A 17,240-nucleotide genomic window follows, 5' to 3' on the forward strand; every position below is an offset into this window, starting at 1 on the left:
TAGCGGTTGGCAAACGCGACATTTGCCGGGATAAGTGAAACGGAAACGTAACATCTTTCGGCTGGCGCACGGCAATTTCGCCGTGTGCGGCCCTTTGCGCATATTCGGCGCACGTGTTGTGCCGGGGCTGTGCCGCAGTCCGGCGAAGGGGCAGCCACCAACAACCTGGGGAACAACACCATGAACAAGCTCAACGCAACCGTCTCCACGGTTGCCCTGCTCGCCTGTTTCGCAACGCCTGCCGCCGCGCAGGATGCGACCGGCGCGCAGGATACCACCGCTTCGCAGCGCACCGGCGGCGTGCAGACGATCGTCGTCACCGCCACCAAGCGCGATGAGAACCTGCAGGATGTTCCGATCGCGGTGCAGGCGCTTGGCGGTGAACAGCTTGACCAGCTCGGCGTCGCCAATTTCCAAGACTATCTCACCGAACTGCCGAACGTCACGGCGGGCGGCGGCGGCCCCGGGCAGAACACCATCTATATCCGCGGCCTCGCCTCGACCACGCCGAACCTGACGACGGCGGGCGTCGCCGGCCTCGCGCCGAACGTGTCGCTCTATCTCGACGAACAGCCGCTTTCGCAGCCGGGCCGTAATCTCGACGTCTATGCCGCCGACCTTTCGCGCATCGAAGTGCTGTCGGGGCCGCAGGGCACGCTGTTCGGCGCCAGCTCGCAGGCCGGCGTGATCCGCATGATCACCAACGAGCCGATTCTCGGCGAGTTCTCGGGCAGCGGCAAGGCCGGCGTCGCCTTCACCAAGGACGGTGAGATGAGCGCCAATGCCGAAGCGGTGCTGAACGTGCCGGTGACGCCGACGCTGGCGGTGCGCGGTGTCGTCTATCTCGACCATCAGGGCGGTTATATCGACAATGTCGCGGGAACGCGCGACGCTTCGGAAAGCGCGCGTTTCCGTGATACGGGCACGGTCCGCTACAATGGCGTGCCGGTGAAGCTTCCCTATGCCGCCGGCGGCCGCGGCGGCATTCAGGAAGGTGCCGATCTTTCGGGCGTCAACTTCATCGAAGCCAACAATGCCGGCCTGGTTCAGGACAATATCAACGACACCACCTATTCGGGCTTCCGCGTCACGGCGCTGTGGGAAGTGACGCCCGACTGGTCGATCAAGGTCGCGCACACGCGGCAGGGCCTCGATTCGGACGGTGTCTTCTTCGAGGATCCGACGCTGGGCGACCTCGAAATCCAGCGTTTCGAGCAGGACCGGCTCGAGGATGACTTCTCGAACACCGCATGGACCGTCGAAGGCCGCCTCGGCGCGCTCGATATCGTCTACACCGGTGCCTATACCGATCGCGAGACCGATCAGCGGGTCGACTATTCCGACTATCTCTTCGTCGGCCAGTATCTGCCCTATTATATCTGCGACGGATCGGTTTCCTATCCGGGCGGCGCGCCGTCGGGCACCTGCCAGGCGCCCAACCTGTTCGTGACATCCAAGTCGGATACGACCAAATTCACGCAGGAGCTGCGCTTCAACACCCCGCAGGAATCGCGTTTCCGCGTTACCGCCGGCGGCTTCTATTCGAACCTGGTGCTCAAGGAGCGCAATGATTTCCACTATCCCGGTTCGCAATATGTCGAAACCTTCACCCCGGGCGTGTACGGCTTCGCGCCCAATTATCCGTTCACCACAGGGTACACCTCGGACCCGGGTCCCTTCCCGGCGGGCGTCATCTTCCGCAACGACGTGAAGCGCACCGACGAGCAGTTCGGTCTGTTCGGCGAGGCATCGTTCGATGTCGTCCCGGAATTCCTCACCGCCACCTTCGGCATGCGTTACTATGACGTAGACGTCGATCTGGAAGGCAGTGCGAACAGCAGCTTCTGTAATCTGTCCGGTCCCAATGGTTCCGATCCCAACGGATACGGCACCGACATCAGCGACCTATACAATGGTGATGGCAGCTATACCGACATCGGCAATTGCGGCCCGCACACCACCTACACCGAAGCCGATATTACGCCCGCGACTGACCCGCGGATCGTCGCCGCGATCAACGCGCCGGATACGGCGCACGCCGATGGCTTCATCTTCAAGGGTACGCTGACGATGACGCCGGCCGAAGGGCTGCTCTTCTATGCGACCTATTCGGAAGGTTTCCGTCCGGGTCTGCTCAACCGTCCGGGCGGTGCGCAGGGCCCCAACGGCTATACCGTCCCCTTCGCCGTCGCGACCGACGAAGTGGCGAACTATGAAATCGGCTGGAAGACGCAGCTTTTCGATAATCAGCTCGTGTTCAACGGCAGCGCCTTTTATGTCGACATCTCGAAGCTGCAGACGACGATCTTCGATCCGGGCATCGTGAACCTGTTCTTCTCGGACAATGCGGCCGACGCGGAAATCTGGGGTGTTGAGGGTGAAATCACCTATGCGCCGTATACAATGCCGGGTCTGACGGTTTCGGCGGCCTTCTCGTTCCTCGATACCGAGATTACCGAGGTGCTGACGCCCACCGGCGACGTGCATGTCGGCGACAGCCTCGCCTATGCGCCGGAATTCCAGGGCAATCTGCGCGTTCGGTACGAATGGGACGTGTCGCCCGACCTGACGGCGCACGTCATGCCGACGATGGCGCATTCGGCTTCGAAATATACTGACATCATCGACATCAATCGCCTGCAGCTCGACAGCTGGACGACCTTCGGCCTGTCGGCCGGCGTGTCCTCCTATGATGGCTGGCGCTTCGAAATCTACGGTGAGAACATCACCGACGAGCGCGCCCAGCTGAGCGGCGACTTCTACTACGATCGCCCGCGCGTCGTGATGAATCGCCCGCTGACGGTGGGCATGCGCGTCGGATATGATTTCTGACGAACGCGCCACTGGCGAAAATTCGGGCGGGGGCGGTCGATTGACTGCCCCCGTTCGCTTATGGGCTGCATATGACCGCTGTTGAGGAAGACCGGCTCGCCGGAGCAAAGGCCGCGCTGAAGGCAGGCGACCACGCAGATGCGCTGGCGCAGGCCGAAGCGCTGCTGAACGAAACGCCCGAGGATCTCGACACGCTGTACGTCGCCGCCGTGGCGGCGCGCTTTGCCGCGCGGTACGACGTGGCGCAGCGTCATATCGCCGCGCTGCGCAAGGTGGCGCCCGAATATGGCCGTGGCTGGCAGGAGGCAGGGCATCTTGCCCGCGATCGCGGCGATCCGCAGGCGGCGATCGCGGCCTATCGCCGCGCCTGCCAGTACAACCCGTCGCTCAACGCGAGCTGGTCGGCGCTTGCCGACATGATCGAGCGCAGCGGCGGCAATGCGGCCGAAGCCGCGGCGGCGCGTGCGCAGGTGGCGCGACTGGCTGAGCTGCCGCGCGAACTGCTTGCAGTCACCAACATGATCCACGAAGGGCGCATTCTGAAGGCCGAGGCGCTGTGCCGCGCCTTTCTGCAGGCGCGTCCGCATCATATCGAAGCGATGCGCCTGCTCGCCGATATCGGCAGCCGCCTCGGCGTGCTCGAGGACGCCGATTTCCTGCTCGAAAGCGCGGTCGAATTCGAACCCGACAATGTCCAGCTGCGGCTCGACTACATCCAGGTGCTGCGCAAGCGCCAGAAATTCGTCGCCGCGCGCGAACAGGCCGAATATCTCTACGCGCGCGACCCGGAAAGCCCGCTGTTCCAGTCGCATTACGCGATCGAGAGCATGCAGACCGGTGAGTATGACCGGGCGCTGACGCTGTTCGACACGATCCTTGCCAGGCTTCCGCGCGATCCGGCGACGCTCACATCGCGCGGGCATGCGCTCAAGACGATGGGGCGGCAGGAGGATGCCATTGCCAGTTATCGCGCCGCCTTTGCCGCGCGGCCCGAACAGGGCGATGCCTGGTATGCGCTGGCCAATCTCAAGACCTATAATTTCACTGACGGCGAAGTGTCGCAGATGCATGGCCTGATGGCGCGCGACGATCTCGCGCTGATGGACCGCGTGCACCTCGCTTTCGCGCTCGGCAAGGCGCATGAGGATCGCAAGGAATATGCGGAAAGCTTCGGCTTTTACGAGGAAGGCAACAGCCTGAAGCGCTTTCAGACGCGCTACAGCGCCGACCAGATGACCGAGGAACTGGCGGCGCAGAAACAGGTCTGCACGCCCGAACTGTTCGCGAAACAGGCGGGAAAGGGCGATGCCGCGCCCGATCCGATCTTCATCCTCGGCCTGCCGCGTGCGGGGTCGACGCTATTGGAGCAGATACTCGCCTCGCACAGCGCAATCGACGGTACGCTCGAACTGCCCAACATCCTCTCGCTCGCGCACCGGCTGCGCGGGCGCAAGCGCGGGACCGAGCGCTATCCGGGCATCCTCCACGATCTGCCTGCCGAGGAGCTGGCCGCGCTCGGTGCCGATTATATCGAGAATACGCGTATCCACCGCGCGGGCGCGCCGTTCTTCATCGATAAGATGCCTAACAATTTCCGGCATATCGGGCTCATCCACCTGATCCTGCCGAATGCGAAGATCATCGACGCGCGACGCGATCCGATGGATTGTTGTTTCTCGGGTTTCAAGCAGCTCTTCGCCGAGGGGCAGGAGTTCACTTACGGCCTCACCGAGATCGGCCGCTATTATCGCGACTATGTCGATCTGATGGACCATTGGGACGCGGTGCTGCCCGAGGGGCGCGTACTGCGCGTGCAGCATGAGGACGTGCTTGCCGATCTGGAAGGGCAGGTGCGGCGGATGCTCGATTATGTCGGCGTCGATTTCGAGCCGGCGTGCCTCGAGTTTCACCGCACCGAACGCGCGGTGCGCACGGCAAGCTCGGAACAGGTGCGCCGCCCGCTCAATCGTTCGGGCGTCGCGGTGTGGCGTCACTATGAGCCGTGGCTCGGCGACCTCAAGGCCGCGCTGGGCGATCTCGCGCCCGATACACCCTAACTACTCACCCCCCTTCGCACTGAGCTTGTCGAAGTGCGGTCCTTCTTCTCGCCACGTTGGCAGAAAGAAGAACGCGGCCCTTCGACTGCCTGCCAAGGCAGGCGCTCAGGACATGCTTCGACAGGCTCAGCCCAAACGGATTCCGGGGTTAGTCGAGAACCGTCTTGTCTTCGTCGTAATCGGTCTGGAATTCGAGCCAGATGCCGTTGAGGATCGCTACGCCCACGGCGAGGCCGAGACCCAATACCCATGCGAAATACCACATATCCAGGGCTCCTCAGTAGTAATCGGGGTTGTTGTTGACCTGCTCGCTGGTCACGCGGCCGAACATCACCTTATATGCCCAGGCGGTGTAGAGCAGCACGATCGGCAGGAAGACGACCGTCACGATCAGCATCGTGAACAGCGTTCCGTGGCTGGAAGATGCGTTGAACGCGGTCAGGCTGGAAGCCGGATCGATCGCGCTCGGCAGGATGAACGGATACATTGACAGGCCGACCGTCGAAATAATCCCCACCGTCGCCAGCGAAGAGCCGGTGAAGACCAGCGGGTCCTTGCCTCCGCGAATGCCGAGAAAGGCAAGCACGGGGCCGAGGAAGCCGAGCACCGGTGCGATCAGCATCCAGGGATAGGTGCCGTAATTGTCGAGCCATGCGCCAGGCGCCGCCACTGTCTTGGTAAGGAACGGATTGGACGGACCGTTGGGATCGACGACGCCGGTGATCCGGTAGCCGAGCCCGCCGAACGCGACATAGAGGCCGCCGAGCGCGAAGAGCGCGATCGCGGCGACTGCGGCGATCTGGCCCCAGCGACGCGCACGATCGTGCACGGGGCCGCTTTCGACCTTCATGCTGAGCCAGCCCGAACCGTGCAGCACCAGCATCGCCACCGACAACAGGCCGGTGAGCAGCGCGAAGGGCGTGAACAGGCCGAGCAGCGTGCCTTCATAGAAGCTGCGCAGATCGGCATCGAGTCGGAAGGGCGCGCCGATCAGGACGTTGCCCACCGCGACGCCGAACACCAACGCAGGTACGAAGCCTCCGACGAACAGCGCCCAGTCCCACCGCGAACGCCAGCCTTTGTCGTCGTGCTTCGAGCGGTATTTGAACGCGACCGGTCGCAATATCAGCGATGCCAGCAGCAGGAACATCGCCAGGTAAAAGCCCGAGAAGCTGACTGCATAGACAAAAGGCCAGGCGGCGAAGATCGCGCCGCCGCCGAGGATGAACCAGACTTGGTTGCCTTCCCAGGTCGCGCTGATGGTGTTGATCACCAGGCGGCGCTCGACATCATCGCGCGCGATGAAGGGCAGCAGCGCGGTGACGCCGAGATCGAAGCCGTCGGTCAGCGCGAAGCCGATCAGCAGCACGCCCAGCAGGCCCCACCAGATCAGGCGGAGCGTTTCATAGTCGAGGGGGATGGACATGATATGTCTCCTCTGTCCCGAAGCTTATTCGGCCGGAACGGCGTGATGGGGAGCGGACGGCGCGGGATCGGGCGCGGGCAGATATTGCTCGGGCCCTTTCCTGATGGTCGCCAGCATCAGCCGGATTTCGATCACCGCCAGCACACCGTAGAGCAATGTGAAGCCGATGATGGTGGCCCAGATATCGGCCACGGTCAGGCTCGACACGCCGAGGAAGGTCGGCAGCACGCCTTCGACCGCCCAGGGCTGCCGTCCGATCTCCGCAACCAGCCAGCCGAACTCCGCCGCGATCCACGGCAGCGGGATCACGATCACCGCAAGTCGCAGGAACCATTTGCGGTCGAATCGGCGCGCATTGGCATAGACCAGCGCCAGACCGAAAAAGGCGATGAAGAAGAAGCCGAGCCCCGCCATGCCGCGGAACAGCCAGAACAGCGCCGGGACATTGGGCACGGTATTCCAGGCCGCCTGTTCGATTTCTCCGGCCGTTGCGCGGCGCGGATCGTCGACATAGCGTTTGAGCAGCAGCGCATAGCCCAGATCGGCCTTGCTCCGCTCGAACGCCTCGCGCGCGGCAAGGTCGTCGGGATCGGCGCGCAGCTTCTGCACGGCGTCATAGGCGGAAAGGCCGTTGACGATCCGTACCTTGGCCTGTTCGACCAGCGGCTTGATCCCGCTGACTTCGCCGTCGAGGCTGCGGGTGGAGATCAGGCCCAGCACATAGGGGATCTTGATCTCATATCTGGTTTCGCGCCCGCTGTTCGACGGCAGGCCGAAGATGGCGAGGCCGGCAGGGGCCGGTTCGGTCTCCCAGGCGCCTTCGATCGCGGCGAGCTTCATCTTCTGGTTGTCGGTCAGCGCATAGCCGCTTTCATCGCCCAGCACGACGACCGACAGCGAGGAAGCGAGGCCGAACGCCGCCGCCACCGCGAAGCTGCGTTTGGCGAGCTCCAGATAGCGTCCCTTGAGCAGATAGAAGGCCGAGACGCCGAGCACGAACACCGATGCGGTCACATAGCCTGCACTCACCGTGTGTACGAACTTGGCCTGCGCGACGGGATTGAACAGCACGTCGACGAAATTGGTGACTTCCATCCGCATCGTGTCGGGATTGAATTCCGAGCCCGCGGGGAATTGCATCCAGCCATTGGCCACGAGGATCCACAGCGCGGAGAGGTTCGAGCCCAGCGCCACCATGAAGGTGGTGAACAGGTGCTGGCGCTTGGTCATCCGGTCCCAGCCGAAGAACATCAGCCCGACGAAGGTGGCTTCGAGGAAGAAGGCCATCAGCCCCTCGATCGCCAGCGGCGCGCCGAAAATGTCGCCGACATAATGCGAGTAATAGGACCAGTTGGTCCCGAACTCGAATTCCATCGTCAGCCCGGTGGCGACGCCGAGCACGAAATTGATGCCGAACAGCTTGGACCAGAAGCGCGTGATGTCGCGCCAGATCTCGCGGCCCGTCATCACATAGAGGCTCTCCATGATCACCAGGATGAAGGAAAGCCCGAGCGTCAGCGGGACGAACAGGAAGTGGTACATGGCTGTCAGTGCGAACTGAAGCCGTGAAAGCTCAACGACGGCCATATCCATGGCAGGTTCCTCATAGTTGAGTCGGGCTAGGCCGTGACTCGGACGATCCGCCCGCGCTATCTGCGAGCGCGGCATAGGACTCACCTTGACGAAGGTCAATTAGTGAAAATCATATTATGAGAAATTATAGCAATGCCGGGTGGTTCTGGCTGATCGATCTGGTCGGGGCCGCGTGGTTCGCATGGGGCATTGCCGAAGCGGTAAGTCGTTCCGCCGCCGGGCTTTCCGACCATTATTATGCCTATGCCGCGATCGTCGGCGGCGGGCTTATGCGTGCGGCGTCGGTTTACGCGGTTCAGCATTTTGCAATTGCGAAGGCGCAGCGGGGAGGGGGCGTCCTTCGCGCCAGGCTGTTCCGGCGGCTGCTCGGCATGCCGCTCGCCACGGCCCCGTCGCTCGGCGGGTCGGCGGTGCTGGCAATCGACTATGTCCGCACGATCGAGGACTATGAAGCGCGGTTCGTGCCGGCTCGGCTCGCCGCGACGCTCGCGCCGCTTGCGGTGATCGCGATTGTCGCCTGTGCCAGCCTGGTAGCGGCGGCGATTCTGTTCGTGACGCTGATTCCCTTCATCCTTGGCATGATCTTCGCGGGGACGGCGGCGCGGCGCGCTTCGGAACGTCAGCTCGCGGCGCTGGGCGATCTTTCGGGGCTGTTCGTCGATCGCGTGCGCACGCTGCCGATCATCCGCCATTTCGGCGCCGAGGAACGGATCGCGCGCCAGGTGCAGGGCGCGACGCGCGAAGTCGCCGACCGCACCGTTGCGGTGCTGCGCGCGGCATTCCTGTCGAGTGCGGTGCTCGAATTCTTCTCGGCGCTCGCGGTGGCTCTGGTCGCGGTCTATTGCGGGTTCAGCCTGCTCGGCATGCTGCCCTTTCCCGATCCCGAAACTCTGACGCTGCGCGAGGCCTTTTTCGCCCTCGCAATGGCGCCGGAATTCTATCTGCCGATGCGGCGGCTGGCCGCCGCCTATCACGAAAAGCAGATGGGCGAGGCGGCGCACGCGGAACTGGCGGCGCTGCCCGAGCCCGCGCCGCAGCCTGCGGCCGCGCCCTGGGCGGGGCTGCGCGCGCAGGCGCTGACGATCGCATGGCCCGGCCATGCGATCGGCCCGCTCGATTTCGAAATCGGGGCGACCGGGCTGATCGCGCTCACGGGTCCGACCGGCAGCGGCAAGACCAGCGTGCTCGCCGCGATCGCCGGGCAAGTGCAGCCCGCTTCGGGGCAGGTGACACCAGTCGCGCCTGGCGACATCGCATGGGCCGCGCAGCATCCGCTGATCCTGCCCGGCACGCTGCGCGACAATCTGGCGCTCGCCGCTCCCGATGCGCCCGATGCCGCCATTGCCGAGGCGGTAGGCGCGGTGGGGCTCGATCAGTTGACCGAATCGCGCGGGATCGATCTGCCGCTCGACCATCGCGGATCGGGACTTTCCGGGGGCGAGCGAAGACGGCTCGGGCTGGCGCGCGCGATATTGTCGGGTCGCCCGCTGCTGCTCTGTGATGAACCCACCGCCGACCTCGACGATGCCGCGGCGCGGGACGTCGTTACGCTGCTGACGATATTGGCGGCAAACCACGCCGTGATCGTCGCGACGCATGACGCGCGGCTGATCGCCGCTGCCCAGGGCGAGGTGGCGCTGTGAAGCGACGGGACGATACGCAATTGCTTCAGGGTGCGAGCAAGACGCTGTTGCGCCTCGCCTTTCTCTGCGCGCTGCTGGCGGGGATTTCCTCGATCCTGCTGCTTGCCCTGTCGGGCTGGTTCCTTACCGCCGCCGCCATCGCGGGCGCGGCGGGGCCGGTCGCGGCGATGGCGTTCAACTATCTCATTCCCAGCGCCGCGATCCGTGCGCTGGCGATCATCCGCACCGTCGCGCGCTATGGCGAGCGGCTGCTGTCGCATCGCGGCGCGCTCGGTGCGATGGCGGCGCTGCGCGGCAGCCTGTTCGGCAAGCTCGCGGCGCAGGACAGCCGCACCGCGCCCGACCTTTCGGGCGGTGATGCCAGCGCGCGGTTGATCGGCGATATCGAGGCCCTCGAGGATCTCGTCGTCCGTCGACCCACCCGTCCGGCAAGCCTGATCGCGGCGATCTTCGCGGTCGGGCTCACCTTCTGGGCCGGCTGGCCGGCTGCGCTCGCGCTGGCGGCGATGCTCGCCGTACTGCCCTCGCTGCTCGGCAGGGCCGCGCGGCGGCTGACGCGTGAACCTGCGGCGCAGGCGGCTGATGCGCTCGGCGAGTTGCGTACCGCCTATATCGACTATGCCGCCGCCCGCCCCGATATCATTGCCTATGGCCTGGGCGAGCGCGTGACCGCGCAATTGCTGGCGCTTGCTGAGCCGATGGACCGTGCGCGAGCGGCGCTGTTCCGCGGCGAGGGACTCATTGCCGGGCTGCTAGTCGCCTATGGCTGTCTCGCCGCCGCGATCGTGCTGGCGCTCGCCACCAGCCCCGCCGCCGATGTCGCGCTCGGGCTGCTCGCTGCCACCGCTTCGGTCGAATCGATGGCAGCGTTCGCACGCACCGCGATCCGCCAGGCGAGCGTCGAACAGGGAATCGCGCGCCTGTCGGTGCTGAGCGCGCTCGAAGGGACGCCGCAAAAGCAGGCGCATGTCCCCGTCGGCGCCGTGCCGATCGCGCTCGGAGACACCGAAGTGGCTCCGGGGGATCGCGTCGCGATTGCCGGGCGTTCGGGATCGGGAAAGACGCGTATTCTCGAAGCGTTGGCCGGGCTGCGGCCGCCGCATCATGCGCTGCGTGTCGACGGAGTCGAGGCCGGTGCCTGCCCGCCCGACATGCTGCGCGCGCAATTCGCGCTGGCGCCGCAGGACGCCGTGCTGATTGCTGGCAGCATCGCCGACAATCTGCGCCTCGCCCGGCCGGGTGTGACTGCCGGGGAAATGGCCGAGGCATTGCGTGTCACTTGTCTCGACATGCGCATCGCGGCGATGACGGAAGGGTTCGATACGCCGCTGTCCGAAGCGGGCGGCACCTTGTCGGGGGGCGAACGCAAGCGGCTGTCGCTGGCGCGTGCGCTGCTGGCGGGGCGCCCGTGGCTGCTTCTCGACGAGCCCACCGAAGGGCTCGACGCGGCGACGGAGGCCGAGCTGGTGCACCGGCTTGGTCAGTGGCTCGATGCTACCGGAACCGGACTGATCCTGGTCTCGCACCGGCCTGCACCGCTCGCGCTGGCGGCTCGCAGCGTGGAGGTCGAAGCGATCGCGGTTCGAGAGGGTTGAGTTGGGTGTTTATCCGTCAGCCCACGCGCGCGAAGACCGCCGCGCTCGATCCGCCGGGCAAATCACCGGGGGGCGACGGCGGTTCGCCGCCGGGCGCCGCGAGTTCGCCGCACAGCTTCGCCAGCGCCGCGAAGCGTTCGGTGTTGAGGCGATAGAAAACCTGTTTCGCCTCGCGCCGCGTCGTCACCAGATCGGCCTTGCGCAGCACCGCGAGCTGTTGCGAGAGGCCGGGCTGGCTGACGCCGGTGGCGGCTTCGATATCGCCGACGCTGCGTTCGCCCTCGCGCAGTGCGCGGACCAGCTCGAGACGCGTGGCATGGCCCAGCGCGCGCAGCAGATCGGCGGTGGTTTCGGTGTCGGGCGTGGTGGTCATGACGTCTTGTCCTCGACCGGGGCGTAGAACCAGTCGACCGGGCTTTGCGCGGCGAAGACATTGCCGATGTCCTGAGTCGGCGCGCGCAGCAATTCCTTGCCCGGCTCCCATCCGGCGGGCGCGAGGTGTCCGGTGGCGTCGGCGCGTTGCAGCGCGGCCACCATGCGCAGCATTTCCTCGACCGACCGGCCGATTTCGGTGGGATAGCAGGTTGAGGCGCGCAGCAGCCCGCGCGGATCGATGAAATAGGTGTAGCGCACCGTCGAAGCGTCGCGCGCGTCGGGCGGCACCATTCCGTAGGCGCGGGCGATTTCGAGTGTCGGGTCCTCGATAATCGGGAAATCGACCTTCACGTCGAAGCGTTCGTGGATCAGCCGGATCCAGGCGAAATGCGAGTAAAGGCTGTCGATCGAGAGCGCCATCAGCGCGCAATCGAGCGCCGCGAACCGCTCCGCCGCGCGCGCGATCGCCATGAATTCGCTCGTGCAGACCGGAGTGAAATCCGACGGATGCGAAAACAGCACCAGCCACGATCCCTGAAAATCGGAAAGTGATTTCACCCCATGCGTGGTGCGCGCAGTGAAATTGGGCAGCGGCATACCGAGGCGGGGCGTGGCGCCGATGGGTGTCGAGGCGATATCCTGGTTCAAAATCAGATTCCTGGGTCAATAGGCCGCTAGGGATTTGCACGAATTGACCAATCGGCACAATCAGATTACACGATTACATATTACAGTAAAGCGTGTTATTGTTGGCAATGCTCGATCTCACTCCCCTGCAATATGGCCTCGGTGCCGTTTCCGGTTTGCTTGTCGGGTTTGCGCTCGGATTGGTCGGCGGCGGCGGTTCGATTCTCGCGGTGCCGCTGCTTGCCTATCTGGTCGGCGTTCCCGGCGCGCATGTCGCGATCGGCACCAGCGCGCTTGCGGTCGCGGTCAATGCGGCGACTGGGCTCGCCAGCCATGCCCGCGCGCATAACGTCAAATGGCGCTGCGGGGCGATGTATGCCTTTGCCGGGGTCTTCGGCGCGCTCGCCGGGTCGACACTGGGCAAGGCCGTGGATGGCGAGCGATTGCTGTTCCTCTTCGCGTTGCTGATGCTGGTCGTCGCCGGACTGATGCTGCGCACGCGCAAGGACGAAGGAAGCCCTGACGTCCAGTGCGAGCGGAGCAACGCGCCGCGCGTGCTCGGTTTCGGCGCGGCGACCGGCGCCTTTTCGGGCTTTTTCGGGATTGGCGGCGGTTTTCTGATCGTGCCGGGGCTGATCGCGTCGACCGGGATGCCGATGATTAACGCGGTCGGTACCTCGCTTGTCGCTGTGACGGCGTTCGGGCTGACGACGGCATTCAACTATGCGCTGTCGGGCTATGTCGACTGGCCGCTCGCGGGAATCTTCATCGGCGGCGGCGTAGTCGGCGGGCTGGCGGGGACAATGCTCGCGCGGCGCCTCTCCTCGGGCGGGAGCCTGAAACAGGTGTTCGCGATCCTGATCTTCGTCGTCGCCTTCTATATGCTCTGGCGGAGCTTTGCCGGATGAGCGTGATCCCCGACAAGGAAGCCCGGTGCCAGGAAATCGCGCGGCGCATCGCCACGGGCAAGGGCGTGGTCGAGGCATGCCGCGAAATCGGCATTTCCGAACGCACCTTCGCCCGCTGGCGCCGCGAACGGCGCGAGGCGGGCACGCACTGACCGTAGAGCCGGTGCGCGCCCTGAGTCGCTATTTGACCACGCGCCGCGAATCGGGCGATGCGCGGTATGTGCCCTGCCGTTCGAGCATCCAGTGCGGATATTCGGGCGTCAGCTTGCTCGCTTCGTCGAGCCGTTCGAGTTCGGCGGCAGTGAATTCGACATCGACCGCGCCGAGATTGTCGGCGAGCTGATCCTTGCGCTTGGCGCCGACAATCACGCTCGAAACCACCGGCTGATAGAGCAGCCAGGCCAATGCGAGTTGCGCGACGCTCTTGCCCTTGGCCTGCGCCAGTTCCTGGAAGATCTCGACGATGTCGTATGCCCGTTCCTTGTCGACCGGCGGGAAATCGAAGCCGTCCGCGCGCCGCCCTTCGCCTTCGCTCTGACGGGTATATTTGCCCGACAGGAAGCCGCCCGCGAGCGGGCTCCATACCATCAGCCCGATCCCCTCGGATTGCAGCATCGGCGCAATCTCGCGCTCCAGGTCGCGCCCTGCGATCGTGTAATAGGCCTGGAGCGAGGCAATCGGCGCATAGTCGCGATGGCGGGCGATCGTCGCGGCCTTGGCGATCTGCCACGCCGCCCAGTTGGACAGGCCGATATAGCGGACCTTGCCGTGCTGCACGAGCGTGTCGAGCGCGGCGAGCGTTTCCTCGATCGGCGTCGTCGGGTCGAATCCGTGGATCTGATAAAGGTCGATATAATCGAGCTGCAGCCGCTCGAGGCTCTTTTCCACCTGCGTCAGGATATGCCCGCGCGAGGCGCCCGCGCCGTTGGGGCCGGCGTGCATCGGGCCGAGTACCTTGGTCGCGACGACCAGCTCCTCGCGCTTGATGCCGAGATTGCGGATCGACTGGCCGAGGATCTTTTCCGAAAGCCCCTCGGCATAGACATTGGCGGTGTCGACGAAATTGATCCCGCCGTCGATCGCGGTCTTCATCAACGTATCGGCGTCGTCCTGCTGCAGCTGGCCGATCTGCCGCCACATGCCTTCGCCGCCGCCGAAGGTCATGGTGCCGAGGCAGAGTTCGGACACGATAAGGCCGGTATTGCCGAGCTTGTTGTAGCGCATGGGGTTCTCCCTGTCGGATGGGGTGCGCCGCCGAAGGAGGGGGGAGGGTCGGCGGCGCGCCCCAGAGATGTGGTCTCGGTTCGTAATTGCAACCGGTATGGCTTGCGCTTCGTCGGATCGGCGCTAACGATCGCCGGATGGCAGCCGACACCCCAGCGCCGCGGATCGCCGGGCTAGAACTGGGCGGCACGAAATGTGTCGCGATCCTCGCATCCGGGCCGACCGCGGTGGCAGCGCGGCAATCGGTGCCCACGACCACGCCCGAAGCGACGCTCGGCGCGCTGGAGGCGCTGCTTGCGGGCTGGGAATTCGATGCGATCGGGATCGCCTCCTTCGGACCGCTGGAGCTCGATCCGGCGCGGGCCGATCACGGCTGCATCACCGCGACGCCCAAACATGGGTGGAGCGGTGTCGATTTGTTGGGGCGCATGACGCGACGTTTCAGAAAGCCGACCGGATTTCAGACCGATGTGAACGGCGCCGCGCTTGCCGAGGCGCGCTGGGGCGCGGCGCGGGGACTGAGCGATCATGTCTACATCACCATCGGTACCGGTGTCGGAGTGGGGATGGTGGCGGGCGGACGACCGCTGATCGGGTTCGCGCATGGCGAAGCCGGCCATATGCGCGTGCCGCGTGTTCCCGGCGATGAATTTGCCGGGCAGTGCCGTTTTCACCGTGATTGCGTCGAGGGGCTGATATCGGGTCCGGCGCTGGCCGAACGTTTCGGTCGCGCGCCCGCCGAGCTGGCCGATGACGACCCATGCTGGAGCCTGTTCGTCCACGATCTGGGCGGGTTGCTGCACAATCTCGCCGTCACGCTGGTCCCGCAACAGATAGCGATCGGCGGCGGAGTGGTGGCCGACCGGCCGTTTCTTTTCCCGATGTTGCGCAAGCGGCTTGCCGAAAGCCTTGCCGGCTATGGCTCGCTATCGCACTGGGCGGCGGGGCTCGATTGCAGGCTGGTGCCGCCTGGGCTCGGTGCGATGGCCGGGCCGCTAGGCGCGATCGCCGTCGGACTGGAGGCGCTGGACGGCTGAGTTCAGCGCGTTCGCGTCCAGTCCTTGTCGGCCATGCAGCGCTGGAATTCGGCATCGCGCGTCGCCGTGTCGGCGATGGTCGCCGTCGCGCGGGCGCATTCCTGCTGTGCGGTGTCGAAGGGCGTCGCATTGGTTCCGCTCCATCCCGGATGGGAGGTAGCGCAACCGGCGGCGAGAAGGGCAAGCGCGGAAAGAGCGATCGGACGCATGGCGATGCATTTCGTTCAGGGCCGGTGCCCCGATGGCCCGGCGCGCGATTTTATCGCCGGGCGATGCTGTGCGGAAGATGAATTGCGTGCGCTTCAATAAGGCGGCGCCTTGCGCGCGCGTTGTTCGCGTGCGGCCTCGATCCACCATTGCAGGTCGTCGGCGAAGCGGCCGAAGCTGCTTTCGAGCGCCGCCCCGCCATCGCCGGTCGGTTGCGCATCGGCATCGAGCGCCTTGCCGATCTGGCCGACGGTGAGCGTGCTCGAAGTCACCACCATGCCCATTTCGCTGAGCGTAGCATGCCAGGCCGAATTGGCGCGCGCTCCGGCAAGCCGCCCTGCCGAATAGCTGGCGATGGCGGCGGGGCGCCAGAACCACTCCTCGAGGAAATGATCAGTCAGGTTCTTCAGCCCCGGCTGCATGCCCCAGTTATATTCGCCGGTGACGAAGACGAAGCCGTCCGCCGCACGGATCTTGCGGGCCAGTGCCGCCATCGCCTCGGGCGCTTCGCCGTCGGCATATTCCTTGTACATCCGGTCGAGCATCGGCAGCCCGACTGCTTTTGCGTCGATCAATTCGGGCGCCGCGCCGCGATCGGCGAAGTTGCGGACAAGATAGTCGGCAAGGCGGATGCCCATCCGGTCACGGCGATAGGAGCCGTAGAAGATCAGGATATTGTCGGACATGGGGGACTCCTGGAATGGCGATCAGATGACTTCCATATCCGTCTTGTAGTGATGCCAGGCGAAAATGGCAGCGGCACCGCGATGCGGGCGCCAGGGTTCGGCGAGCGCGCGAATCGTCTTTTCGCTGGGACGTTCGGCATGGCCGAGCAACCGTCCGATCTCGATCTGCACGGCAAGGTCGCCTGCCGGCCAGATATCGGGTCGCCCTTCGGCGAAGAGCAGATAGATTTCTGCGGACCAGCGCCCGATCCCCTTGATGCGGACCAGCTGCGCGATCGCTTCCTCATCGTCCTGCGGCAGTGCCGCGAGGTCGAGGCGCCCGCTCGTCACCTCGTCGGCCAGACTGCGGGCATAGCCGATCTTCTGTCGCGACAGCCCGGCGCCGCGCAGTGTCTCGTCGCTTGCCGCCACGACCGCCGCCGGGTCTTCGATCTCCCCCAGCGCGGCCGCCACCTTGTTCCAGATCGACTGGGCGGCCTGTACGCTCACTTGCTGCCCGATGATGGTGCGCAGCAGAGTCGCATAGCCGCGATCGCGAATCCGCGGCTCGGGATAGCCGGCGCGCGCCAGTCCCGCGGCGAAGGCGGGCTCGACCGCGCCAAGCGAATCGAGCGAGGCGCGCAATTGTTCGGCACTCAATCCCATGCGGCAAATCCTTGAAACGAATAGTGTATCACTGCATGTCGAAAGACGAGAAGGGAGAGGAACATGGCCAGGCTTATCGTCGTGACACGCGATGGGGAAGAAAGGGAAGTCGTCGGCGAGTCGGGTCTTTCGGTGATGGAAGTAATCCGCGAACACGGCTTTGACGAATTGCTGGCGCTGTGCGGTGGCTGTTGCTCCTGCGCGACGTGCCACGTCCATGTCGACCCGGAATTTGCGGCCAAACTTCCGCCGCTGAGCGAGGACGAGAATGACCTGCTCGACAGTTCCGCCGATCGCGACGATCGCTCGCGGCTGTCCTGCCAGCTTCCCTTCGGCGATGCGTTCGACGGGATGAAAGTGACGATCGCCGAAGAGGACTGACGTC

17 protein-coding genes are annotated in these 17,240 nt (G+C 65.0%); 8 read left to right on the forward strand and 9 right to left on the reverse strand.

Translation table 11 applies throughout. The annotated features are described in order from the left end of the window. Positions 1–180 precede the first annotated feature (180 nt). Positions 181–2,832 carry a TonB-dependent receptor gene (locus tag G5C33_RS06095; protein WP_165326403.1) on the forward strand — a complete coding sequence of 884 codons (2,652 nt, stop codon included), beginning with the start codon at positions 181–183 and terminating at the stop codon, positions 2,830–2,832. Between the two features lie 71 nt (positions 2,833–2,903). Further along, complete coding sequence (locus G5C33_RS06100) at positions 2,904–4,889, forward strand: tetratricopeptide repeat-containing sulfotransferase family protein (protein WP_165326404.1); 1,986 nt, start codon at positions 2,904–2,906, stop codon at positions 4,887–4,889. A 148-nt stretch (positions 4,890–5,037) separates the two neighbouring features. Here G5C33_RS06100 and cydX read toward each other — a convergent pair whose 3' ends face one another. The 3 genes from cydX to G5C33_RS06115 are packed head-to-tail and all read right to left on the reverse strand — an operon-like array spanning position 5,038 to position 7,908. After that, positions 5,038–5,154, reverse strand: a complete 117-nt coding sequence (gene cydX / locus G5C33_RS06105) for a cytochrome bd-I oxidase subunit CydX (protein WP_165326405.1) — start codon at positions 5,152–5,154, stop codon at positions 5,038–5,040. Positions 5,155–5,166: 12 nt separating this feature from the next. Then, positions 5,167–6,315: a cytochrome d ubiquinol oxidase subunit II gene (gene cydB / locus G5C33_RS06110; RefSeq protein WP_165326406.1), complete on the reverse strand. Its 1,149-nt coding sequence runs from the start codon at positions 6,313–6,315 to the stop codon at positions 5,167–5,169. Positions 6,316–6,339: 24 nt separating this feature from the next. Beyond that, positions 6,340–7,908, reverse strand: coding sequence for a cytochrome ubiquinol oxidase subunit I (locus G5C33_RS06115; RefSeq protein WP_165326407.1), 1,569 nt, complete (start codon positions 7,906–7,908; stop codon positions 6,340–6,342). Positions 7,909–8,024: 116 nt separating this feature from the next. Here G5C33_RS06115 and G5C33_RS06120 point away from each other — a divergent pair, with 116 nt between their 5' ends. Together G5C33_RS06120 and G5C33_RS06125 are read left to right on the forward strand one after the other, a co-directional pair. Next, positions 8,025–9,551 carry an ATP-binding cassette domain-containing protein gene (locus G5C33_RS06120; protein ID WP_165326408.1) on the forward strand — a complete coding sequence of 509 codons (1,527 nt, stop codon included), beginning with the start codon at positions 8,025–8,027 and terminating at the stop codon, positions 9,549–9,551. Further along, positions 9,548–11,146 (forward strand): amino acid ABC transporter ATP-binding/permease protein, encoded by a 1,599-nt coding sequence (locus tag G5C33_RS06125; protein WP_228275206.1) that lies wholly within the window; start codon positions 9,548–9,550, stop codon positions 11,144–11,146. Before G5C33_RS06120 ends, G5C33_RS06125 begins: the two co-directional genes overlap by 4 nt. 16 nt (positions 11,147–11,162) lie before the next feature. Here the strand turns inward: G5C33_RS06125 and G5C33_RS06130 are convergent, their stop codons facing one another. Together G5C33_RS06130 and G5C33_RS06135 are read right to left on the reverse strand one after the other, a co-directional pair. Then, positions 11,163–11,519: an ArsR/SmtB family transcription factor gene (locus tag G5C33_RS06130; RefSeq protein ID WP_165326409.1), complete on the reverse strand. Its 357-nt coding sequence runs from the start codon at positions 11,517–11,519 to the stop codon at positions 11,163–11,165. Beyond that, the gene (locus G5C33_RS06135) at positions 11,516–12,169 is read right to left on the reverse strand and encodes a peroxiredoxin (RefSeq protein ID WP_228275207.1); all 654 of its coding nucleotides are present in this window, start codon (positions 12,167–12,169) and stop codon (positions 11,516–11,518) included. Before G5C33_RS06135 ends, G5C33_RS06130 begins: the two co-directional genes overlap by 4 nt. 107 nt (positions 12,170–12,276) lie before the next feature. Between G5C33_RS06135 and G5C33_RS06140 the strand changes: the two genes are divergently transcribed. Both G5C33_RS06140 and G5C33_RS06145 read left to right on the forward strand, forming a co-directional pair. Beyond that, the gene (locus tag G5C33_RS06140; RefSeq protein WP_165328731.1) at positions 12,277–13,056 is read left to right on the forward strand and encodes a sulfite exporter TauE/SafE family protein; all 780 of its coding nucleotides are present in this window, start codon (positions 12,277–12,279) and stop codon (positions 13,054–13,056) included. Continuing rightward, the gene (locus G5C33_RS06145; RefSeq protein WP_165326410.1) at positions 13,053–13,208 is read left to right on the forward strand and encodes a helix-turn-helix domain-containing protein; all 156 of its coding nucleotides are present in this window, start codon (positions 13,053–13,055) and stop codon (positions 13,206–13,208) included. Before G5C33_RS06140 ends, G5C33_RS06145 begins: the two co-directional genes overlap by 4 nt. Positions 13,209–13,236: 28 nt before the next feature. On the opposite strand, the gene G5C33_RS06150 is transcribed toward G5C33_RS06145, so the two are convergent. Further along, the gene (locus tag G5C33_RS06150) at positions 13,237–14,280 is read right to left on the reverse strand and encodes an aldo/keto reductase (RefSeq protein ID WP_165326411.1); all 1,044 of its coding nucleotides are present in this window, start codon (positions 14,278–14,280) and stop codon (positions 13,237–13,239) included. Positions 14,281–14,417: 137 nt separating this feature from the next. Between G5C33_RS06150 and G5C33_RS06155 the strand changes: the two genes are divergently transcribed. Then, the gene (locus G5C33_RS06155) at positions 14,418–15,317 is read left to right on the forward strand and encodes an ROK family protein (RefSeq protein ID WP_165326412.1); all 900 of its coding nucleotides are present in this window, start codon (positions 14,418–14,420) and stop codon (positions 15,315–15,317) included. Positions 15,318–15,319: 2 nt separating this feature from the next. Here the strand turns inward: G5C33_RS06155 and G5C33_RS06160 are convergent, their stop codons facing one another. From G5C33_RS06160 to G5C33_RS06170, 3 genes are all read right to left on the reverse strand, one after another. Then, positions 15,320–15,526: a hypothetical protein gene (locus tag G5C33_RS06160; RefSeq protein ID WP_165326413.1), complete on the reverse strand. Its 207-nt coding sequence runs from the start codon at positions 15,524–15,526 to the stop codon at positions 15,320–15,322. A 93-nt stretch (positions 15,527–15,619) separates the two neighbouring features. Continuing rightward, complete coding sequence (locus tag G5C33_RS06165; RefSeq protein ID WP_165326414.1) at positions 15,620–16,210, reverse strand: NADPH-dependent FMN reductase; 591 nt, start codon at positions 16,208–16,210, stop codon at positions 15,620–15,622. A 21-nt stretch (positions 16,211–16,231) separates the two neighbouring features. Then, positions 16,232–16,855 carry a DNA-3-methyladenine glycosylase family protein gene (locus tag G5C33_RS06170; protein WP_165326415.1) on the reverse strand — a complete coding sequence of 208 codons (624 nt, stop codon included), beginning with the start codon at positions 16,853–16,855 and terminating at the stop codon, positions 16,232–16,234. A 63-nt stretch (positions 16,856–16,918) separates the two neighbouring features. On the opposite strand from G5C33_RS06170, the gene G5C33_RS06175 reads away from it, so the two are divergent. Continuing rightward, a complete protein-coding gene (locus tag G5C33_RS06175) occupies positions 16,919–17,236 on the forward strand; it encodes a 2Fe-2S iron-sulfur cluster-binding protein (protein WP_165326416.1) in 318 nt (105 codons plus the stop codon). The last annotated feature ends 4 nt before the right edge of the window (positions 17,237–17,240 follow it).

The organism is Sphingosinithalassobacter tenebrarum (genome assembly GCF_011057975.1).
Lineage (GTDB): Bacteria > Pseudomonadota > Alphaproteobacteria > Sphingomonadales > Sphingomonadaceae > Sphingomonas > Sphingomonas tenebrarum.